At 70.7% G+C, this 20372-nt stretch carries 18 protein-coding genes and 1 pseudogene; 12 read left to right on the forward strand and 7 right to left on the reverse strand.

The features are described from left to right. Positions 1–19 precede the first annotated feature (19 nt). Together AB0H78_RS21680 and AB0H78_RS21685 are read left to right on the forward strand one after the other, a co-directional pair. Positions 20–897, forward strand: a pseudogene (locus AB0H78_RS21680) (GNAT family N-acetyltransferase). Between the two features lies 1 nt (position 898). Next, complete coding sequence (locus AB0H78_RS21685; protein ID WP_363236149.1) at positions 899–1318, forward strand: hypothetical protein; 420 nt, start codon at positions 899–901, stop codon at positions 1316–1318. Here the strand turns inward: AB0H78_RS21685 and AB0H78_RS21690 are convergent. Next, positions 1248–2516 carry an MFS transporter gene (locus AB0H78_RS21690; RefSeq protein ID WP_363236150.1) on the reverse strand — a complete coding sequence of 423 codons (1269 nt, stop codon included), beginning with the start codon at positions 2514–2516 and terminating at the stop codon, positions 1248–1250. The genes AB0H78_RS21685 and AB0H78_RS21690 overlap by 71 nt on opposite strands. A gap of 38 nt (positions 2517–2554) precedes the next feature. Between AB0H78_RS21690 and AB0H78_RS21695 the strand changes: the two genes are divergently transcribed. Beyond that, positions 2555–3097, forward strand: coding sequence for a CGNR zinc finger domain-containing protein (locus tag AB0H78_RS21695; RefSeq protein WP_363236151.1), 543 nt, complete (start codon positions 2555–2557; stop codon positions 3095–3097). Between the two features lie 9 nt (positions 3098–3106). Here AB0H78_RS21695 and AB0H78_RS21700 read toward each other — a convergent pair whose 3' ends face one another. From AB0H78_RS21700 to AB0H78_RS21710, 3 genes are all read right to left on the reverse strand, one after another. Then, entirely contained in the window at positions 3107–3844 is a 738-nt protein-coding gene (locus AB0H78_RS21700; protein WP_363236152.1) for a hypothetical protein, read from the reverse strand. A 92-nt stretch (positions 3845–3936) separates the two neighbouring features. Further along, on the reverse strand, positions 3937–4404 hold the full coding sequence (locus AB0H78_RS21705) for a nuclear transport factor 2 family protein (RefSeq protein ID WP_363236153.1): 468 nt from the start codon (positions 4402–4404) through the stop codon (positions 3937–3939). Between the two features lie 22 nt (positions 4405–4426). After that, positions 4427–4897: an HIT family protein gene (locus AB0H78_RS21710; RefSeq protein ID WP_363236154.1), complete on the reverse strand. Its 471-nt coding sequence runs from the start codon at positions 4895–4897 to the stop codon at positions 4427–4429. Positions 4898–5011: 114 nt separating this feature from the next. Here AB0H78_RS21710 and AB0H78_RS21715 point away from each other — a divergent pair, with 114 nt between their 5' ends. Further along, a complete protein-coding gene (locus AB0H78_RS21715; protein ID WP_363236155.1) occupies positions 5012–5521 on the forward strand; it encodes a hypothetical protein in 510 nt (169 codons plus the stop codon). Between the two features lie 68 nt (positions 5522–5589). On the opposite strand, the gene AB0H78_RS21720 is transcribed toward AB0H78_RS21715, so the two are convergent. Continuing rightward, positions 5590–6213: a YceI family protein gene (locus AB0H78_RS21720; RefSeq protein ID WP_363236156.1), complete on the reverse strand. Its 624-nt coding sequence runs from the start codon at positions 6211–6213 to the stop codon at positions 5590–5592. Positions 6214–6405: 192 nt separating this feature from the next. Between AB0H78_RS21720 and AB0H78_RS21725 the strand changes: the two genes are divergently transcribed. The 8 genes from AB0H78_RS21725 (at position 6406) to AB0H78_RS21760 (ending at position 17487) form a co-directional block, all read left to right on the forward strand. Further along, positions 6406–6891: a MarR family transcriptional regulator gene (locus tag AB0H78_RS21725; protein WP_363236157.1), complete on the forward strand. Its 486-nt coding sequence runs from the start codon at positions 6406–6408 to the stop codon at positions 6889–6891. Next, entirely contained in the window at positions 6888–8294 is a 1407-nt protein-coding gene (locus AB0H78_RS21730; protein ID WP_363236158.1) for an MFS transporter, read from the forward strand. Before AB0H78_RS21725 ends, AB0H78_RS21730 begins: the two co-directional genes overlap by 4 nt. Before the next feature lie 31 nt (positions 8295–8325). Further along, positions 8326–8913, forward strand: a complete 588-nt coding sequence (locus tag AB0H78_RS21735) for a hydrolase (RefSeq protein ID WP_363236159.1) — start codon at positions 8326–8328, stop codon at positions 8911–8913. Further along, a complete protein-coding gene (locus AB0H78_RS21740) occupies positions 8910–9482 on the forward strand; it encodes a YbhB/YbcL family Raf kinase inhibitor-like protein (RefSeq protein WP_363236160.1) in 573 nt (190 codons plus the stop codon). The genes AB0H78_RS21735 and AB0H78_RS21740 overlap by 4 nt, the downstream gene beginning before the upstream one ends. A gap of 113 nt (positions 9483–9595) precedes the next feature. Further along, positions 9596–13438, forward strand: a complete 3843-nt coding sequence (locus AB0H78_RS21745) for an endo-alpha-N-acetylgalactosaminidase family protein (RefSeq protein ID WP_363236161.1) — start codon at positions 9596–9598, stop codon at positions 13436–13438. A gap of 195 nt (positions 13439–13633) precedes the next feature. Beyond that, positions 13634–14965 carry a nucleobase:cation symporter-2 family protein gene (locus AB0H78_RS21750; protein ID WP_363236162.1) on the forward strand — a complete coding sequence of 444 codons (1332 nt, stop codon included), beginning with the start codon at positions 13634–13636 and terminating at the stop codon, positions 14963–14965. Further along, complete coding sequence (locus AB0H78_RS21755) at positions 14962–16278, forward strand: amidohydrolase family protein (protein ID WP_363236163.1); 1317 nt, start codon at positions 14962–14964, stop codon at positions 16276–16278. Before AB0H78_RS21750 ends, AB0H78_RS21755 begins: the two co-directional genes overlap by 4 nt. 222 nt (positions 16279–16500) lie before the next feature. Further along, a complete protein-coding gene (locus AB0H78_RS21760) occupies positions 16501–17487 on the forward strand; it encodes a 2-oxoglutarate and iron-dependent oxygenase domain-containing protein (protein WP_363236164.1) in 987 nt (328 codons plus the stop codon). Between the two features lie 275 nt (positions 17488–17762). On the opposite strand, the gene AB0H78_RS21765 is transcribed toward AB0H78_RS21760, so the two are convergent. Together AB0H78_RS21765 and AB0H78_RS21770 are read right to left on the reverse strand one after the other, a co-directional pair. Then, positions 17763–19364 (reverse strand): beta-N-acetylhexosaminidase, encoded by a 1602-nt coding sequence (locus tag AB0H78_RS21765; protein ID WP_363236165.1) that lies wholly within the window; start codon positions 19362–19364, stop codon positions 17763–17765. A gap of 19 nt (positions 19365–19383) precedes the next feature. After that, positions 19384–20364, reverse strand: coding sequence for a hydroxyacid dehydrogenase (locus AB0H78_RS21770; RefSeq protein WP_363236381.1), 981 nt, complete (start codon positions 20362–20364; stop codon positions 19384–19386). Positions 20365–20372 lie beyond the last annotated feature (8 nt).

Genomic DNA, 20372 nt, shown 5'->3' on the forward strand with positions numbered 1-20372 from the left:
ACAGGAAGAATCACCCAGCATGCGCCCGGACGACTGGCACCTCACCGAGGACCTCGACGACTTTCTCGCCCGCGCCGGAGACTTCCTCCGCTCGCGGCCCGCCCTGCACAACACACCGCTCACGGCGCTCGAGAAACTACGCACGAGCGGGACGGACGGACCAGGCGCCGGAGCCCCCCTCTTCGGACACCTGGAGTCTGAGGGCGAGGTCCGCGCCATTTTCTACCGCTGCCTTCCGGCGGCCTGAGCCTCACCCCCCTCACCCCGGAACACGCCGACACCCTCGCCGCCCGCCTGGCCGCACTCGGGTCCCAGCTCCCAGGCATCAGTGCGAGTCACAGCACAGCCGCTGCCTTCGCCGAGGCGTGGCAGCGTCACACCGGAGCAACCCCGACTCTCGGCACCCGGATTCGCCTCTACCGTCTCGGTACGCTCACCCCGCCAGAGCCGGTCCCGGAGGGCCGGGGCCGCGTCGTCGGTGAGCACGACCTCGGTCAACTCGTGGCCTGGTGCGGTGCGTTCTGTGAGACGGTCGGTGAACTCCCCACAGTGGACACGGCCTCCTGGCCCCGCTCACGCTTCGCCGACCGGCATTTCACCTTCTGGGAGACCCCGGACGGTGCCCCCGTTTCCATGGCGGCCGTGACGACAATGATCGCGGGCATGGTCCGGGTGGACCCCGTCTACACCCCGCCGCACCTCCGAGGTCACGGCTACGCGGGCGCGGTGACGGCCGAGGCGAGCCGGGCCGCACTGGCGGCGGGCGCCACGGACGTCGTGCTCTACGCCGACCCGGCCAATCCCACCAGCAACACTCTCTACCGCCGCATCGGGTACGTTCCGATCGCAGAGTGGGCCGTGTACGACTTCCCGGTCCCCGCAGTGGAAGGCAGCTGAGGTGGACATCGAACGGCCCCATGCCGCGATCGAGCTCCCCGAAGGGTCCTGGTGGGACTGGGATGTTCTCGCTTGGGACAGTGGTCGCTTCTTGCTTGCCGCCGGCAGTGATCTCACCTATCACCACGGGCTGGAGATGGCCTTTGCCGCACCGGTCTTCGTCAGCTGCCCGGCGGCCTTTCGCGATCCCGTCTTTCGCCCGCCCACGGCAGACGAGTTGTTGAAGGTCACGCGTCAGCTGGGTGAAAGACCGCCTGTGCTGGTCGCCTTCGAAGCGGACGCGGGCGGGTCGGAACCCGTCTCGTGCCTTGTCGCCGCCGAGCGGCTCGACATGGTGCAGGAGTCCGTCCTCAGGTATTCGCGAGAGGATGCTGCTCCTGGTCAACGGTTCGCTCCATGGGTTCAGCCGCCGGAGCGTTGACGATGCCGGGCGGGCGGCCGCCATCCGTGTGCGGAACCGGTCGTCTGCCTCGTATGCACAGAGCCACTGCCATGGGCAGCAGTTGCATTCCTGCGGCGGCCAGCAGTGCGCCCGGCAGCGACCAGGTGGCAAGGGGGCCCGCGACGCCCGCACCGATGGCGAACCCGGTGATCTTCAGGCTCGCACCCGTCGTGAAGATCTGCCCGCGCAGATGGTCCGGCGACTCCCGGTGGCGTACCGCGAACAGGGCCGTGAGCTGCGGGCCTTGGGCCGCGCCCGCGAGCGTCACCGCCGCGATGAGCAGCACCGGCTGGAGGGTGGCGGCCACGGTCAGGGCGGTGCCGAGCGCCAGTGCGCTCACTCGGATCACCTGGTCCGGGGATGCCATCACCCGGGGCGAGCGGGTGATGGCCGCATTCGCCGCCAGCGCGGCGACGGCGACGAGCGACAGGAGCAGCGCCCCGCGACCCGCACCACCCAGCACCTGCGCGCCCAGCAGTGGGCAGCACGCGACCAGCATGCCTTCGCTCAGGCAGGAGAGCACCGAGGTCACGGTCGCCCGCGCCAGCGGGCGCGAGTGCAGGACGGCGCGGAATCCGGCGGTGGGGGAGGCGCGCGGTGCGCGTGACTCGCGTGTACGGGTGCGGGGGAGGCCCCAAGCGGCGGGCAGTGCACAGCAGATGAGGGCGGCGGCGACGGCCACCCCGGCCGGTGCCCCGGCGAGGCTCGCTACGAGACCGGCGGCGGCCGGGCCCAGCAGCCCGGCCACGTTGAAGGTCATCGCGTCGACCGCGTTCGCGCGCGGCAGTCTCTCCGGGCTTACGGCGCCCGGGAGTTGGGCGGTCCAGCCTCCCGACAGTGCGGGCCCGAGCAGCCCCGCGCCCGCCGCGACGAGGACGGTGGCTGCGACGGGCGCACGGCCCAGCATGGCCAGGATGACGACGAGCGCCCCCGCGTACCCGCCCAGCGCTCCGGCCAGCAGCCGCCCGGGCCGCTCGGCGCGGTCGAGCAGCATCCCGAAGACCGGCCCGCCGACGGCCGCCGACACCATCAGCCCGGCCAGGAGCGTGGACGCCGCCGAGGCCGAGCCCGTGGCGGCGAGACCGGCGAGGAGCAGGGCGGGGCCCGACATCTCGTCGCCGGTGCGGGCGAGGGCGGCACCGGCGGCGTACGACCACATTCCGTAACGCTTACTCATTCCGCTGACGTTACGCAGGTAACTCAAACATCATCAAGATGCGTTACATTGACCGGGTGCTGACCTCGAACTCCACAGCCCGGCGTACTGCCGACCTGGTCAACGTCCTGAGTCAGGAGCCTGCCACCCCTGACACAGTCGCCGACGTCCTGCGCGAGCACGGCGAGAGCGGCCCCCTCGACCTCTCACCGGACGACATCACCGCGATGCGCAAGGCTGCCGAGGCCTTGCGTGAGGTCTTCGCGGCTCCCACCACGGACGCCGCAGCCGAGGCCCTCAACCGCCTCCTCCGCAAGAGCCCCGGCCGCCTCCGCCTCACCGCTCACCACGGCACGACCCCCTGGCATCCCCACCTGGACCGCGACGACGACGCCCCCTGGGGCGAGTGGCTCCTCGCCTCCTCCTGCCTGGCCCTCGCCGTCCTCATCTGGGACGGCCAGCGCCCACCCGGCGGCATCTGCGCCTCGCCGACCTGTGCGAACGTCTACCTCACCCTGGGCAGCGGCCCGCCCCGCCGCTTCTGCTCCCGCCGCTGCGCCACCCGCGAGCGGGTGGCCGCCCACCGCAGGAAGTCTCAGTAGGCCAGAAGATCAGAACGTCACGGCGGCCCACACCACGGCCCCCGCGACAGCCGCCGCGTAACACCCCACCGCAGCGCGCACGGCCCGCAGCCGCGCCGCCCCGCTCCACCGCGTACGGCTCAACACCCAGGCCAGCACCGGCAGTACGAGCACCGCATGCAGGCTCACCCCGTGCAATGGCTTGAAGGGGGCGGTCGAGTCGTACGCGGCGAGCTGATGCCCCGTCCGCGTCAGATACACCCCGTGCCCGATCATCACCGCACCCGAGGCGAGCGCCACCAGCAGGATGGCGAATCCGGCCCGTACGGCCACCGCCATCCCCACGGGCCCACCCGGCTCGCGGCGGAACGAGGCGACAGCGAAGGCGGTCAGCACCACCACGAGCACCCCGCCGCCCACCGCCAGCGCCATCGAGACCACCGAGTTGAACGAGGTCTCCATGTCCAGGTGCGAGGGCACATGCCGCCACGCCTGCAGGGTGATGCCCCCGACCTCCAGCACACAGTCGGCGGCGAAGACGACGAGCAGCACGGCCCGCACCCGCTCGCTCATCCTCACGTACGACGTGACCCAGGTGATCGCCGCCAGCGTCAGCCCGAAGGAGACCCCGAAGGTGAAGGGCTTGCGCCAGGAGACGGGCCCGTTCCACGGCCCGCCGTCGACGAAGAAGACGCCCAGATGAAAGAGGCCGGAGGCGACGAGGGCGGCGGCCACGGCGTAGCAGAGACGTTCGCTCGGACGATTCATACGGGCCAGCATGGCGAGGACCTGCCACCCCCGGCGTCGCCCCGCCGGAGGCGATTCCCGTACGCCCCCGGGAGTATCCGCGCGTATCCGCCTCAGCCCCCGGCGTTGCGCCCGCTCGGCCCGATCCGCTCGGTCGGCCCCCCGAAGGGCAGATACGTGGACCGCGACGCCAGCAGCCACACCCCGTCGACGCACCGGAACGTGTCCTCGTAGTGCCCGACGTTCGCGGGCAGCCGGGGCGGCAGCATGCCGCCGCTGTACCCGTCGACCCGGTACGTGGCGAAGTACGAGACCGCGCTCGCGACCGTCGCGGACTCCACCGTCACCAGCACATTGCTGCACATCCGCCGCGAGAGCCGGTCGTCGGGCCGGGACCCGAAGTAACTCCGCAGCTCCTCGCGCCCCTTGACGAACCGGTCGCCGTGCGGCCACTCCCAGACACCGTCGGAGGTGAAGAGCTCCGCCACGGTGCTCGGATTCCCCAGATCGAGCCGGTGCAGGAATTCGACGATCAGCCGCTCGCAGGCGCGCTCGGCGAGAAGACGCTCAACCGGATCCATCTCCGTTTTCTAGCAGCCCGGTTCAGCCACGAACAGCGCTTTTCAGCTGAGCCCGCAGATCCAGTGCGACCCGGTCGGCGGCCTCGTCCGTCAGAGCCTCCGCGCCGGACTTCCCCAGCAACTGGAAGATGCCTCCGCCCCGCAGCCCAGGTCCGAGATCGGCAGCGCGCGGCACGACATGAAAGTGCACGTGCGCGTACCCCTCCTGCTCGGCGAACTGCACCACATACGTCTTCGCGCACCCGGTCACCGCCCGCAGCGCCCGCGAGAGCCGCACCTGCCACAGCCCGAGCGAGCCGGCTTCCGCATCGGTCAGTTCGTGTACGGCCGTGACATGCCGTCGCGGTACGAGCACCAGCCACCCGGGCAGCGAGGTCCCCGTGGCGTGGGCGACCCGCCAGTGCGCATCGGACCCGATGAGCTCGCGGGGCGGCAACACCCCGAAAGCGGCCTCGTGTTCACAGCTGTAACACCCACCGTTCGGCACAGTCACACCGCCAACGTACGCCCTCTGGCCAACGCGCGTAGATCTCGGGCACCATCTCTCCTTGCACCACCTGCACAGCAGCCCCACAGGCAGCACGGTCAACAGCAGGAGGGTTCCCCCATGAAGCTCCGCTCGGTCCTCAGCACTCTCGCCCTCGTCCTCGGCGTGCTCTTCGCACCCGGTGTCGGCGTCCTCGGCGGCGCGTCCGACGCCTACGCCGCCACGAAGATCAGCCAGGCCACCGGCGAGTCCATGTTCCGCTCGGTCGGCATCACCTGGTCGTCGTCGGGCGGCTGCACCAACCGCAACAACTCCACCTGTACGTCGTTCGACCAGCTCAACCTCGCCACCGCCCAGGGCGCGCAGACCCTGAAGCGGGCGACCGGCTGCGCGATGAACATCACCGGCGGCACCGAGACGGGCCACGCCAGCGGCACGTACTCGCACTGGAACGGCTACAAGCTCGACATCGGCAAGAACACCTGCCTCAACAACTACATCCACAGCGCCTTCACCTACGCGGGCCTGCGCGGTGACGGTTACCCGATGTACAAGTCGGGCTCAGGGAACATCTACACCGACGAGGGCAACCACTGGGACGTCCTCTACTACAACTGCGGTGGCTGCTAGCGGACATGGACATGAGAAGGCCCCGGACTCCTCGCGGAGTCCGGGGCCTTCGTGCGTACGCCGGCGGGTCAGGCCTGCGGGGCCGCGGCCTTGATCGCCGAGATGTCGAAGGTCAGCTTGACCTTGTCGCTGACCATGACGCCACCGGTCTCCAGCGCCGCGTTCCAGGTCAGGCCCCAGTCGGAGCGCAGGATCGTCGCGCTGCCCTCGAAGCCGACGCGCTCGTTGCCGTACGGGTCGGTCGCGGTGCCGTTGAACTCGAGGTCGATCGCGAGCGGCTTGGTGACGTCCTTGATGGTGAGGTCGCCGGTGATCCGGTACGCGTCGCCGCCGAGCTGCTCGGCCTGCGTCGAGCGGAAGGTCATCTGCGGGAACTTCTCCGCGTCGAAGAAGTCCGCGCTGCGCAGGTGGCCGTCGCGGTCCGCGATGCCCGTATCGATGGTCTCGATCGAGACGTCGATGGAGGCGGTCGAGCGGGACGGGTCGGCGCCGTCGAGGTGCAGCGTGCCCTCGTGGCCGCCGAAGGAGCCACGGACGTTGGTGACCATCGCGTGGCGCACGGTGAAGCCGATGGAGCTGTGGGCCGGGTCGATCGTGTAGTCGCCGGTCAGGGCGGCCAGTGCGGGGTCCACGGGGAGGGCGGCGGTCGCGGCCTCGGCAGCGGGCTGGTTCTTGCGGTTGAACAGAGCCATGGCTCCTCCTCGGTGGGGACGGGGTTCAAGGTCGTTTAACCTTCAACGAGATCGACTATAGACCTCTTTGGTTCAAAGTTCAACAACGTCACCCGATCGGGTTGTGCGTGTTTCGCGAGTGGACGCGACGTGCAGCCTGGACTGTGCACCTGAAACTGGACAGTCCAGGCTGAAGGTTTTACGGTGGGAACCATGAACGAGAGCGTTGACAGTCGCAGCGCCGCCCCCGCCGTCACCCCTTCTGCGGCCCCCTCCGAACTGGCGGTCCGTGCGGCAGGCGATGTGTGGGTGGTGGTCGGCCGTCTGGTCCGCCGGCTCAGGGAGCTGTCGGGCGACGGGGCCCTCACCCCTTCACAGGCATCCGTCCTCATGCGACTGGGCAAGAAGGGCCCGGCCTCGGCCAGCGACCTGGCGGCGGCGGAGCGCATCCGCCCCCAGTCGGCGGCAAAGATCGTGGCGGCGCTGGAGGCCGCCGGTCTGGTGGAGCGCAGCCCGGACCCCGACGACGGTCGGCGCCAGCTCGTCGACCTCACCGACGCGGGCCGCGAACAGTTCCAGGGCGACCGCAAGGCCCGCCAGGAGTGGCTGGTGCGCGCGCTGGAGGAACACTGCAGCGAGGACCAGCTGCGTACGGTCGTCGAGGTGATGGCGCTGCTCGACGACGTCGCGCAGTCATGACGGCCATCACCGGCCGGATACGCGCCCTGCGCCGCACCGGCGCCCAGGAACCGGGCGGCTTCAACCGCAAGCTGCTCGCCCCGATGATGCTCGGCTCCGTGCTGAACCCCATCAACTCCTCCATGCTCGCAGTGGCGTTGATCCCCATCGGCCAGGCGTTCGGCGTCCCGCCGTCGCAGACGGCCTGGCTGGTCTCGGGGCTCTATCTCGCCACCGCCGTCGGCCAGCCGGTCATCGGCCGGCTCGTCGACACGTACGGGCCTCGCCTGCTCTACCTCGTGGGCACCTCACTGGTCGGCGTCGCGGGCCTGCTCGGGGTTCTCGCCCCCAGCCTCTGGGTGCTGGTGCTCTCCCGGGTGCTGCTCGGATTCGGCACCTCGGCCGCGTACCCGGCCTCGATGTTCCTGCTGCGCAGCGAATCCGACCGCACCGGAATGAAGAGCCCCGCCGGCATCCTGGCCGCCCTGTCGATCTCCAACCAGGTGGTCGCGGTGATCGGCCCGACGCTGGGCGGACTGCTCATCGGGGCGGGTGGCTGGCACCTGATCTTCGGCATCAACATCCCCTTGTCGGCGGCCTGTCTGGTCCTGGGCGTACGGCGACTGCCCCGGCGGACGGCCACGTCCGGTGCGCAGAAGGCCGAGAGCGTCGATGTGCCCGGCATGGCGCTGTTCGCGGGGATGCTCACCGCTTTCATGCTCTTCCTGATGGACCTGGAGCTCTCCCACTGGTATCTGGTGGCGCTCGGCGCCGTCCTGGGTGCGGGCTTCGCGATGCGTGAACTGCGCGTCCCGCGGCCCTTCATAGACCTGCGGGTGCTGAGCGGCAACGCCCCGCTGCTCGCCACCTACATCCGTCAGCTCCTGGCCTACGTCACCTCGTACGCCTTCCTCTACGGCTTCACCCAGTGGCTCGAGGAGGGCCGCTCGCTGAGCGCGTCGACCGCCGGGCTCCTCCTGCTGCCGATGTCGCTGGCCGCGATGGCCGTCACCGCGCTCACCGGCCGGCGCGCGGAGGTGCGCCACAAGCTCCTCATCGGCGGCATCGTGCAGATCGCCGCCTGTGCGGCCCTGCTGCTCGTCGGCTCCGGCAGCCCGCTGTGGCTGCTGATCGTGATCGGTGCGCTCGTCGGCGTCCCGCAGGGACTCAACGGGCTCGCCAACCAGAACGCCCTCTACGCCCAGGCCGACCCGGCCCGCATGGGCTCGTCCGCCGGCCTGCTGCGCACCTTCATGTACGTCGGCGCGCTGCTGGCCTCCGCCGCCAACGCCCTGTTCTTCAAGGGCGGCGCGGACACCGCAGGACTCCACGACCTCAGCGTGTTCCTGCTGGTCGTCGCCTGCCTCTTCCTCGCCGTGAGCGCGGCGGACCGCTCGCTGCGCCGCATCGGCCACGCCCAGTAGCACCCACCACGCCCCCGGAGAGAGCACAGCCATGTCACCCACCGCGCTCGACCCCACCACCGCGCTCGTCCTCATCGACCTGCAGAACGGTGTACTCGCCGCCACCGGAGCCCCGTACTCCACCACCGACGTCCTGGCCCGATCGGTCGAGCTGGCCGACGCCTTCCGCGCCCGTGACCTGCCGGTCGTTCTCGTACGGGCCTCCTTCGCGCCCGACCGGGCCGACCGCGTCCCCGGCCGCACCGCCACCCCCTCCCACCTGGCGGCCACCCTGCCCGAGGGCTGGGACGTCATCGTGGACGCCCTCGCCGGACACCCCGGCGACATCACCGTGACCAAGCGCAACTGGGGCGCGTTCTACGGCACCGACCTCGACCTGCAGCTGCGCCGCCGGGGCATCACCCAGATCGTCCTGGCCGGCATCGCCACCACCGCCGGCGTGGAGTCCACCGCCCGTGCCGCCCACGAACACGGCTACCACCTCACCCTGGTCACCGACGCCATGACCGACCGGGACGCCGACGCCCACCGCCACACCACCGAACGGATCTTCCCCCGGCTCGGCGAGACCGGCACCACCGCCGAGGTGCTCGACCTGCTGGCCAAGGCCACCGTATGAGCGCCCTGACGAAGGTCCTCACCCCGCTGGGCCGCCTCCTCAGGAACCACCGGGCCGACGAGGCGCACAGCATCCGCAACGCCCCCGCCCTCGCGAGCGGCACCCCGATCGACTTCTCCAGCCCCGCCTTCGCGCACGGACAGCCGATCCCCGTCCGGCACGCCGGCAAGGGACACGGCCCGAACCTCTCCCCGGCCCTGCGCTGGGGCCAGGTGCCCGCGTCGACCCGCCAACTCCTCATCGTGATGGAGGACGTCGACGTCCCGATGAGCCGGCCGATCATCCACTTCGCCGCACTGGTCCCGGTGGAGACGACGGAGATCGACGAGGGCGCGCTGACGCGCGACAGCACCCAGGTCAGATACGTCCCCGCGGCCTTCCGCCGCACCGGCTACCAAGGTCCGGGCGCCCTGCCGGGACACGGCGTGCACCGCTACGGCTTCCACCTGTACGCACTCGACAAGGCGATCCCCGCCGACGTCGAACTCCGCAGCGTGGAGGCACTGCTCCCGGCCATCGAGGGCCATGTCGTCGCCGCCGGATTCTTCGAAGGGACCCAGGAGAACTAGCCGGGACGGGCCGGAGGCCACTTGGACTTCCGTACGGCGGTTGTTGGACTGCCGCTGCCGGGAAGGCGGTTGGCCGTTGACCGGGGTGCGGCGGCGCGGCTAGATCAGTGCTCATGCCTCGAAGATTCCGTGCGGCGTGTGCCCTCGCCGCCGCCTCATCCGCCGTATTCGCCCTGGTCGGACCCGCCCTCCCGGCGGCGGCAGCGGCCCCCGTGTCCGCTGCCGCCGCCGGGGAGGCCGTCATCGGCTCGCCGCAGCTGTCGGTGGCCGTCGCCAAGGACTTCCCACGCGTCGTCTCGTACACCGACAGGGGAACAGGCGCGACCCTCCTCGGCAGTACGAAGCCGGTCACCGAGGTCACCCTCAACGGCAAGGCCTACCCGGTACAGCTCAAGGGCGACCCCGTCGTCACCGCCGCGAGCGCCCGCTACAGCCTCACTTTCACCGGCCTCGACGGAGTCGAGATCGACGCGACGCTCTCGGTCGCGGGGCGTGCCACCACCTTCAAGGTCACCGCCGTACGCGACACCGAGGCGTTCCGGGTCGGCACCATCGACATCCCCGGCCACGACCTGGTCTCCGTCTCCAGTACGGACACGGGCGCGGCCACCGCCTTCACCCGGCTCGACAACGACTCCACGCGGACCGCCGACGTGTTCGGCAAGGTCACGGGCGGGACGGCGCCCGACGCCGCTCCCGTCGGCGCGACGTACGCGATCGTCAACACGGGCGGGCTCGCCGCGGCCGTCGAGTCCAACTCCAGCTACGACAAGCCCAGCGGCGCGACCGGCGGCGACGAGGCCCGCTTCTGGCACCAGGCCCGCAAGGACGCGGACGGCTCCGTGCGCGTCGGCGTCTGGTCGGGGCAGTGGACGTACCGGGGGAGCGGCGCACCGGCCCCCGAGACCGGCAACAACCTCCCCTGGGCCAAGGTCGTCGTCACCCCTGACGCCAACGGCGACGGCGCGGTCGACTGGCAGGACGGCGCGGTGGCCTTCCGCACCATCGGCATCAAGCCCAAGGGCGGCGATCAGACGCCCGACCGGGTCATCACCCACATCCCGTTCAACTTCGCCAGCCAGGCCACGCACCCCTTCCTGCGCACTCTCGACGACGTCAAGCGGATCTCGCTCTCGACGGACGGGCTCGGGCAGATGGCGCTGCTCAAGGGGTACGCGTCCGAGGGCCACGACTCCGCCCACCCCGACTACTTCGACATCAACAAGCGGGCGGGCGGCCTCAAGGACCTCAACACCCTGCTCAAGGACGGCAAGAAGTGGGGCGCCACGTTCGGCGCGCACATCAACGCCACCGAGGCGTACCCGGTCGCGACGACCTTCGACGACGCTCTCGTCAACAAGAACTCGCCCGGCTGGAACTGGCTCGACCAGAGCTACTACATCGACCAGCGCCGCGACGTGAACAGCGGGAACCTCACCGCGCGCCTGAAGAAGCTGCGCGACGAGACGGACTCCAACCTCTCGATGCTGTACGTCGACGTGTACTACACGCACGGCTGGATCGCCGACAAGACGATGCAGTCCATCCAGGGCCAGGGCTGGAACGTCGCCTCCGAGTGGGCCGACAAGTTCGAGCGCGGCTCGCTCTGGTCGCACTGGGCCAATGACCTGGACTACGGCGGCCCCACCGACAAGGGCCTCAACTCCAAGATCATCCGGTTCATCCGCAACGACGAGAAGGACGTCTGGAACAACGACCCGGTCCTCGGCCAGACCGCCATCGACGAGTTCGAGGGCTGGACGGGCGAGACGGACTGGACGAAGTTCACGGACAACGTCTGGCAGCGCGACCTGCCCGCCAAGTACCTCCAGCACCAGAAGATCACCCGCTGGGACGGCAACGACATCACGTTCACGGGCGGTGTGACCGGCACGGTCGAGAACGGCAAGCGCACGTTCTACGACGACGGCCGCAAGGTCCTCGACGGTACGATCTACCTCCTCCCGTGGGACGGCGGCAAGAAGCTCTACCACTACAACAAGGCTGGTGGTACGAGCAGTTGGACCGTCCCGAACGGCTCGTACACCGTCTATAAGCTCACGGACAACGGCCGTCAGAAGGTTGCGACGGTCCGCCCCGTGGGCGGAAAGATCACGCTGACCGCGGCCGCGGGCCAGGCGTACGTCCTCTACCCGGACCACGCCCCGAAGGCCGCCGCCCCCCAGTGGGGCGAGGGCACCAAGGTCCAGGACCCGGGCTTCAACGACGCCCGGCTCGGTGACTGGGACGCGACAGGCACCGTCGTACGCGACACGGACAGCCAGGGCCGCAACAGCGCGAAGCTCTCCGGCGACGCCGCCGCCGCGGTCTCCCAGCGCATCGACGGCCTGACCCCCAGCAAGCGCTACACGGCCTCCGCGTGGGTGGAGGTCGAGCCGGGCAAGGCGCGCCGTACGACGCTCTCCGCCGGTGGGCAGCAGGTGACGGTCGAGCGCTCTACGGTCGAGAACAACCTGGCGGCATCGGACTGGCACGGGACGTACTTCCAGCGGGCCAAGGTGAACTTCACGGCGCCCAGGAACGGCCGCGCGACCCTCAAGATCGAGGCAACAAAGGGTAGTTCGGCCGCGTCGGTCCGCCTCGACGACATCCGCCTGATCGAGAACGCCCCGGCCACCAAGCCAGGAACCGTCTCCTACGAGGACTTCGAAGCCGTCGACCAGGGCTGGGGCCCGTTCATCAAGGGCGACTCGGGCGGCTCCAACGACCCGCGCACCCACATCGCCCAGCTCCACGCCCCCTACACGCAGGCCGGCTGGAACGGGAAGCTCATCGACGACGTCATCGGCGGCGGCGAGTCCCTCAAGTCCCATGAGGAGAACGCAGGCCTGGTCTACCGCACGGCGCCCTCGACGGTCCCGATGACGGACGGCCACACGTACAAGGTCGAATTCGACTACCAGTCGAGCCACGCCGCCGCCTATGAGTGGGTCACCGGCTACGACCGTACGAACGCGGCAGGCGGCTCCGTCGAGACCCGGCAGACCCCGCTCGGCCGGCAGCGCACCACGGCCCACTTCGCCGAGACCGTCACGGCGGGCTGCGGCGACACCTTCACCGGCCTGCGCAAGCGCGACGACGCCCCCGAGGGTGCGGACTTCGTCCTGGACGGCTTCACGGTGACGGACCTGGGTCCGGCCGCCGAGAAGGCGGCGTGCGGCACGCTCACCGTCGACCCGGCCGAGCAGACGCTGGAGCCCGGCGCGAAGAACAAGGTGACGGCGACGTTCAGCAACGACGAGGCGACGGCGGCGACGCACGTGTCCGTCTCCCTGACGCTCCCCGCAGGCTGGACGGCCGAGCCGTCGGGCCCGGTCGCCTTCGACTCGGTGGCACCGGGTGCACAGGTGACGGGGACGTGGCAGGTGACACCGCCGGTGGATGCCAAGTACCAGGCGTACGAGCTGAGTTCGGCGGCGGAGTACAAGGTCGAAGGTTCTCCGAGGGCCCTGTCGGCGACGACATCGGTACGCACCCTCCCGCCGCCGCCCACCGTCGACACCTGGGCCAGTGACATGGACTGGACGTCGATGGAGAACGGCTGGGGCCCGGCCGAGAAGGACATGGAGAACGGAGACCAGGCGGCGGGCGACGGGACACCGCTGAAGATCGGCGGCATCTCGTACGAGAAGGGCCTCGGCACGCACGCCCCCGCCAGGATCCGCTACTTCCTGGGCGGCAAGTGCACGAGCTTCACGGCGGAGGTGGGGGTCGACGACGCCCAGCCGACGCGGGGGAGCGTGCAGTACAGCGTCCTGTCGGACGGCACGCAGAAGGTGCAGTCACCGGTGCTGAAGGCGGTCGACCCGGCGTGGTCGCTGACGGCGGACGTCACGGGGGCCAAGTACGTGGACCTGGTGGTCGGCGACGGCGGCGACGGCAACGGAAACGACCACGCGGACTGGGGCAACGCGAAGTTCCACTGCGGGTCGTAGACGCGGTCGGCGGGGGTTCGGGGGCGCCGCTCCCGAACCCCCGCTCCATCGATTTCTCACGGCAACGCGTGCGAAACACACTGTCCCTACGGTCGCCCGTACACCGGTCATGGCTGCAACGGCCGGTGTGCGCACCGCGGCTCGGCGGCGGTGGCGCTAACCAGCCATCTTCCACCGAGTTTTCAGGGAGGAACGATGGCTGTGGTCACGCATGACCTCGCGCCCGTGCCGGTCCCGCACCCCGTCGACGTCCGGCCGCCCCTGCGCCGCCTGGTGCCGCTGAGTCTCCAGCATCTGCTCGTCGCGTACGCGGGCATGTCCACGATGCCGCTGCTCGTGGGCACCGCGCTCCACCTTCCCGAGGACCGCATACGGCTCCTCATCAGCGCCAATCTGCTGGTGAGCGGACTCGCCACGCTGCTGCAGTCGCTGGGGGTGAAGTGGTTCGGCGCGCGACTGCCGATCGTGATGGGGTCGACGTTCACCGCCATCACGCCCGCCGTCCTCATCGGCAAGGAGCACGGGCTCGCCGCCGTGTTCGGGGCCACGATCGTGTCCGGTCTGGTGACCGTGGCCGTCGCACCGTGGTTCGGGCGCTGGCTGCATCTCTTCCCGCCGCTGGTCACCGGCACCGTCATCGCCGTGATCGGCTTCTCGCTCGTGCCGTCCGCGGCAGGCCTCATCACCGGCGGGAACGGTGCGGGCGGCGGACGCGGGCTCGCCCTGGCGGCGGTGACCGTGCTGCTCGTCGTCCTCGTGGAGCGGCTCGCGCCGCCCGCGCTCGCCCGGTTCTCGGTGCTGGTCGCGATGTCCGTGGGGGCCCTGCTCGCCGTACCGCTCGGCCTGTTCGACGGCTCGGCCGTGAGGGACGCGGGCGTGGTGTCGGCGCCGGACCCGACCGCATTCGGAGCGCCCACCTTCATCGTTCCCGCGATCGCGGCGATGCTGGTCGTGCAGCTCGTGAACATGGTCGAGTCGGTCGGCGACACGCTCGCCGTCGGTCAGATCGTCGAACGCGGCGACGACGCGGCCACCGTGGTGAGGGCGTTGCGCGCGGACGGCGCCGCGACCGTGGTGTCCGGGGCGCTCGCATCCTTCCCCATCGTGACGTTCGGTCAGTCGGTGGGCCTGGTGAGCGTGACGCGCGTACGGAGCCGTCATGTCGTGGCGCTGTCAGGCCTGTTGATGGTGGTCCTGGCGTTCGTGCCCGTCCTGGGCGCGGCCGTCGCCGCCGTACCGGGACCCGTACTCGGCGGGGTCTCGCTCGTCATGTTCGGCATGGTCGGCGCGGTGGGTCTGCGCATCCTGGCACGGGCCGATCTCACCGACTCCCGGAATCTGCTGACCGCCGCGCTCGCCTTCGGGCTCGGCATGGTGCCGGTGGGCGCGCCGGACTTCTACGCCCCCCTCCCTTCGTACGCGCGCACGATCATGGAGAGCGGCATCGCCGTCACCGGGATCGTCGCCTTCGCGCTGAACCTGCTCTTCCATCACACCCCCCGCTCCCGTAAGGACCCCGTCGGATGACTCTCGACACGATCACCGACGTCACCGTCTACAGCGGGGGCAGCTGGCACACGGGCATGGACGTCCACTTGGCAGACGGAAGGATCCAGGCGCTCGTACCGGCAGGTGAACTCCCGTACGGACAGCGGGTCCTGGACGGATCCGGCGGCCACCTCGCACCCGGATTCGTCAATACGCACACGCATCTCTTCCAGGCGGGTCTGCGCGGCATCGGCGAGGGCCTGCCGCTGCTCGCCTGGCTCAGCGCCGTCGGAGAGGAAGCGGCGCTGCTGACTCCCGACCGGGCGTACGCGACCGCGACGGCCGCCGCCGCGGAGGCCCTGCGCAGCGGAACGACCACGCTCGTCGAGCACATGTGGCCGCACCCTTCCCCCGAGGTGCACGACGCCATCCTCCGGGCGCTGCGCGACAGCGGTATACGAGCCGTGCTGTGCCGGGGCGTCGCCGACCGCGCCGACCAGAGCCGGAAGTGGGGCTTCGACCCGCGCCTGATGCAGCCGGTCGACGAGGCGCTGGCGCACACGGACGAGCTGATCGCCGCAGCGCGCGGCAGCAGGGTCGACATCGGCATCGCGGTACCCAACCCGCGGTGCCTGACGCGGGAGGGGATGGCGGCCGTGCGCGCGTACGCCGATGAGCGCGCGCTCCCCGTCTCGCTGCACCTGCTGGAGACGGCGACGGACGACTCGATGTGCCGTGAGCACACCGGACTCGGCGCCGTCGCCTATCTGGAGCAGGCCGGTTTCCTGTGGGACCGGCTGCTCGCCGTGCACTGCGTGGAGCTGGACGCGGCCGGCCGCGCGACGCTCGCGCGGCACGGGGTCGGCGTCTCGTACAACCCGCTCAGCAACATGCGGCTCGGCAGCGGGATCGCCCCGGTGCCGGACATGCTGGCCGACGGCCTGCGGGTCGGGCTCGGGGTCGACGGCGCGGCCAGCAACGACACCCAGGACATGCTGGAGGCGCTGCGCATCGGGGCGTACCTTCAGCGCGCCGCGCAGCGCCGGGCCGATCTGCTCGGCTTCCCGGAGATGTTCGCGCTGGCCTCGAACGGCGCGAACCAGGTCCTCGGTCTGGAGGAGCGCCCGGACGGGGTGCGGGCCGGTATGCAGGCGGACCTCGTCCTGTACCGCTTCGACCGGGACTACGCCTGCCTTCCGGTACGTGACCCGGGGGCCACCCTGCTGACGTGCGCGAGCGGCAGGACCGTGGCGGCCGTCATGGTCGGGGGCGAGATTCTGGTACGTGACGGCGAGCATGTCCGCCTGCCTTCGGCGGAGTTGGGTGCCAGGCTCGCCTTTACGGCCGCGTAACACCGTGATCCCTGGCGGAAACACCCGCCGGGCAGGCTGAGCACATCGCGTACGGGTCCCGCCGCACCTGCGTTCCGGGGCCCGTGCCAGTCCACGGCGCCGGGCCCGCGAAGGGGCAACCGCCGCGACCGTGCCCGCGGACCTCTGAGTGCCGCGGTGGGGACAGCAGGGGCGGTGACTGCGTTCCGTACCCCACGATCGCTTCGAGGAGCGACAGACGCGATGAACGATACGACGTATCACCTTGCCGAACTGGCCAAGGAAACCCGCATGGGCGGGGCCGGAACCGAGACCTCCGCGCGGAAGATCCACCGGATCGACCTGAGTGACTTCGACGCCCGCAAGGCCGAGATCACCGAGGAGCTGTGGGCCGCCGCCACCGACATCGGCTTCTTCCAGCTGGTGAACCACGGCCTCGAACAGGACATGGTCGACGGGGCGTTCGCCGACGCCGAGCGCTTCTTCGCGCTCACGGAGGAGACCAAGGCGCGCCATGGCCTGAAGAAGGGGCTCAACTCGGGCTGGGAGTCCATGACTCAGGTCCGCCCGTCCACCGGGACGCCGGACCAGAAGGAGTCGTACCAGCTGACCCGCCCGCATATGGACGGGCTGTGGCCGGACGACGCGCTGCCCGGCTTCCGCGAGCGCGTGCTCGCCTTCGAGGCGAGCTGCCGAGAGCTGGCGATGCGGGTGCTGTCCTGCTTCGCCGACAAGCTCGGCCTGCCCGACGGATTCTTTGCCCGGGCCCACGACCCGGCGAGCCCCCAGTACCAGTCGACGCTGCGCATGCTGCACTACTTCGCCGTGCCCGAGGACACCGAGATCCCGGCCAATGTGTGGCGGGCGGGAGCGCACACGGACTTCGACTGCCTGACCCTGCTGTTCCAGCGGGCGGGGCAAGGCGGCCTGCAGGTGTGTCCGGGCAAGGAGGCCGAGGCACAGGAGTGGACGCCGGTCGAACCGGCCGACTCCGTGATCACCTGCAACATCGGCGACATGCTGATGCGCTGGAGCGACGACCGACTGCCGTCGAACTTCCACCGCGTGAAGTCCCCCGGCCCGGACGACGACCGGTCAGCGCGCTACAGCATCGCGTTCTTCGCACAGGCCGACCGGGATGTCGTGATCGAAAGCCCAGCCGGCCGCTATCCCCCGATCACGGCAGCGGACTACATCCAGCAGCGGATCAAGGCGAACTTCGCCGCCTGACGACACGGCCGGCACCACGCCGCTGGCCGCGAGCCCCCTGCCCGGCTGTCCGCTCGCGTACCCGATACCGGGGACGTAGCCCCGGCATCAGCAAAATCAAGCCCGTCCGGCGATTGAGGACACGCGGCCGAAGGTCGCGTACGGGGGTGCCGGGGGCGAAGCCCCTGCAAAGGCGGGGGCCGGGGCGCAGCCCGGCCACGCGGCGGAGCCGCAAAGTGTCACAGCGGGAAGGGGCGGGGTGGGGTGACCCCCTCCCCGCCCGACGCGGACCGCGCCTAGTGTTCGGGCCCACCCAGCACATCCAGAAGCATCGCCGCCCGATCCCGCCCCCACCCCACCGCATCGGGCCGCGTCTGCCAAGGCAGCGGCCCGCCCAGCGGCCGGTACTCCACCCCCAGCGCGTCCAACCGCTCCAGATGCCGCACCAACCGCCCCCCGAACTCCTTGAAGTCGCGCTCCCCGCCCGACCACACCGCCTCCGCGAAGGCGGACACCCGGGGAAACGCCAGGTAGTCGAGCCCCCGCGCCCCGTCCACCACCTCGGTCCACAACTGCGCCTGCCCGCCCAGCACATGCACCGCCTCCTCGGGCGTCAGCCCGGCCGGCACGGGCTCGAAGGCGTACGCGTCCTCGACCGTCGTCACGCACCCCACCCCGATCGGCTCGTCGGCCGACTCCGACTGCCGGAAGTCGAAGTACACATCGGTCAGCGGACACGCCACCACATCGTGCCCCGCCCGCGCCGCCGCGACCGCTCCCCGCGTCCCCCGCCACGACATCACCGTCGCGCCCTCCGCGAGCCCGCCCGCCAGGATCTCGTCCCAGCCCAGCAGCTTCCGGCCGCGCTCGGTCAGGAACGCGTCGAACTGCCGGATGTACCAGCTCTGCAGCGCGTCCTCGTCCGCGAGCCCCAGCTCCCGCATCCGCTCCTGGACCCGAGGGCTCTCCCGCCACTCCGCCTGTACGCATTCGTCCCCGCCCACGCACACATACGGCGAGGGGAAGAGATCGAGCACCTCCTCGTACACACCCTTGAAGAACTCCACGGTCGTGTCCTCGGCGTTCAGGACATGCCGCGCAGGCCCCCACGCCGTGCCGACCTCCACCCCACCCCCCGTGTTCCCCAGCTCGGGATAGGCCGCGATCGCCGCCTGCGTGTGCCCGGGAAGGTCGATTTCCGGTACGACGGTGATCGCCCGCTCCGCCGCGTACGCGACGATCTCGCGGATGTCCTCCTGGGTGTAGAACCCACCGTGCGGACGCCCGTCGAGCCGCCCGTGCTTCGACGAGCCGACCGTCGACTCGCGCCGCCACGACCCGGTCTCCGTCAGCCGCGGATAGCGCTTGATCTCGATGCGCCAGCCCTGGTCGTCCGTGAGATGCAGATGCAGCACGTTCAGCTTGTGCAGCGCCAACAGGTCGATGTACCTGAGCAGTTCGCGCTTGGGCAGGAACCGCCGCGCCACATCGATCAGCGTCCCCCGCCACCCGAACCGCGGTTCGTCGGCCACGCTCACGCACGGCACCTCCAGCGGCCCCGGCACGGCCAGGGCGGTCCGGAGCACCCGCGCGGGCAGCAGCTGGAGCAGCGTCTGCACGGCATAGAAGGCCCCGGCGTGCGCCGACGCCTCGATGAGCACACCGTCGCGTACGACCGCGAGACGGTATGCCTCCTCACCGAGTGTGGAGTCCGTACGGAACTGGACCGCGGCCCCCTCCCCGCCCTCCGGCGGCAGCGCCCCCAGCGACGGCGCGAGCGCGCCCCGCAGCTGCCGGGCGGCCCGTTCCAGCGGCGCGTCGGCGAGGACCGGAGTGGCGGAGGTGAGCGTGAACCCGCCCTCCCCAAGGGTGAATTGAGCAGGGCGGGGGATGATCATCGGGGGTACGTGACTCCAGTCAGGCCGAGTGGGCGAGCGCTTCGGCCCGTACCGGATCGGCGAAGGGAAGACCTGCGGCGTACTGCTCCAGCTCGTCCATCGCGTGGTGCGTCATACGGCCCAGCTCATTGCCGAGCGAGCCCGCGATGTGCGGCGTGAGCAGGCAGTTCTCCAGATCGAACAGCGGAGAGTCGGCGGGCAGGATCTCCGGGTCGGTCACGTCGAGAACGGCCTGCAACCGCCCCGAGACGAGCTCGTCGGTCAGCGCCTGCGTGTCCACGAGCGAGCCGCGCGCCGTGTTGACGAGCGTCGCTCCGTCCCGCAGCAAGGACAGCCGTGCCCGGTCGAACAGGTGGTGGGTCTCGGGGAGTTCGGGCGCGTGCACGGTGACTACATCGCTCGACAGGGCCAGCGTGTCGAGCGACACCGGCTCCGCGCCGAGCGCCCGCGCCTCCGCCGGGTCGAGGAACGGGTCGTGTACGAGGACCCGCAGATCGAAGGGGCGCAGCAGCTCGATCACGCGCCGCCCGATCCGGGAGGCGCCGACGACGCCGACCGTACGGCGGAAGTTGCCGCCCGTCCCGATGACGTCGATCGGGCTGATCCAGGTGCGCGCGGTGCGGTACGCGGCTGCGGCCGGCAGCACCCGCTTCCCGGCGAAGAGGATCGCGGCGACGGTGTACTCGGCAACGGGGAGCGCGTTGACCCCGGCGGCCGACGAGACCGTGATGCCGCGTTCCCAGCAGGCGTCGGTGATGTGGTGCTTGACCGAGCCCGCCGCGTGCACGACCGCGCGCAGCTTCGGCATCCGCTCCAGCACTTCGGCGGTCAGCGGCGGGCAGCCCCAGCCGCTGAACAGGACCTCGGCCTCGGCGAGGCGGGCGGTGTGCGCGGGGTCGGCGAAGTCGCGTACGACCACCGAGGGGTCGGTGTCCGCGACCTGGGCGAGCCGGGCGTACGCCTCCTCGTCGAAGAGCGCGTCCCGCACCGATTCCTCCATCGCCAGGA

This window comes from Streptomyces sp. NPDC050738 (genome assembly GCF_040654175.1).
Classification (GTDB): Bacteria; Actinomycetota; Actinomycetes; order Streptomycetales; family Streptomycetaceae; genus Streptomyces.

Bases quoted from the DNA above. Each gene is read 5' to 3' on its own strand.
- AB0H78_RS21755 (WP_363236163.1), top strand. From the start codon at position 14,962: ATGACTCTCGACACGATCACCGACGTCACCGTCTACAGCGGGGGCAGC.
- AB0H78_RS21735 (WP_363236159.1), top strand. From the start codon at position 8,326: ATGTCACCCACCGCGCTCGACCCCACCACCGCGCTCGTCCTCATCGAC.
- AB0H78_RS21770 (WP_363236381.1), bottom strand. From the start codon at position 20,364: ATGGAGGAATCGGTGCGGGACGCGCTCTTCGACGAGGAGGCGTACGCC.
- AB0H78_RS21760 (WP_363236164.1), top strand. From the start codon at position 16,501: ATGAACGATACGACGTATCACCTTGCCGAACTGGCCAAGGAAACCCGC.
- AB0H78_RS21695 (WP_363236151.1), top strand. From the start codon at position 2,555: ATGCGTTACATTGACCGGGTGCTGACCTCGAACTCCACAGCCCGGCGT.
- AB0H78_RS21765 (WP_363236165.1), bottom strand. From the start codon at position 19,364: ATGATCATCCCCCGCCCTGCTCAATTCACCCTTGGGGAGGGCGGGTTC.
- AB0H78_RS21705 (WP_363236153.1), bottom strand. From the start codon at position 4,404: ATGGATCCGGTTGAGCGTCTTCTCGCCGAGCGCGCCTGCGAGCGGCTG.
- AB0H78_RS21750 (WP_363236162.1), top strand. From the start codon at position 13,634: ATGGCTGTGGTCACGCATGACCTCGCGCCCGTGCCGGTCCCGCACCCC.
- AB0H78_RS21700 (WP_363236152.1), bottom strand. From the start codon at position 3,844: ATGAATCGTCCGAGCGAACGTCTCTGCTACGCCGTGGCCGCCGCCCTC.
- AB0H78_RS21745 (WP_363236161.1), top strand. From the start codon at position 9,596: ATGCCTCGAAGATTCCGTGCGGCGTGTGCCCTCGCCGCCGCCTCATCC.
- AB0H78_RS21720 (WP_363236156.1), bottom strand. From the start codon at position 6,213: ATGGCTCTGTTCAACCGCAAGAACCAGCCCGCTGCCGAGGCCGCGACC.
- AB0H78_RS21715 (WP_363236155.1), top strand. From the start codon at position 5,012: ATGAAGCTCCGCTCGGTCCTCAGCACTCTCGCCCTCGTCCTCGGCGTG.
- AB0H78_RS21740 (WP_363236160.1), top strand. From the start codon at position 8,910: ATGAGCGCCCTGACGAAGGTCCTCACCCCGCTGGGCCGCCTCCTCAGG.
- AB0H78_RS21690 (WP_363236150.1), bottom strand. From the start codon at position 2,516: ATGAGTAAGCGTTACGGAATGTGGTCGTACGCCGCCGGTGCCGCCCTC.
- AB0H78_RS21725 (WP_363236157.1), top strand. From the start codon at position 6,406: ATGAACGAGAGCGTTGACAGTCGCAGCGCCGCCCCCGCCGTCACCCCT.
- AB0H78_RS21730 (WP_363236158.1), top strand. From the start codon at position 6,888: ATGACGGCCATCACCGGCCGGATACGCGCCCTGCGCCGCACCGGCGCC.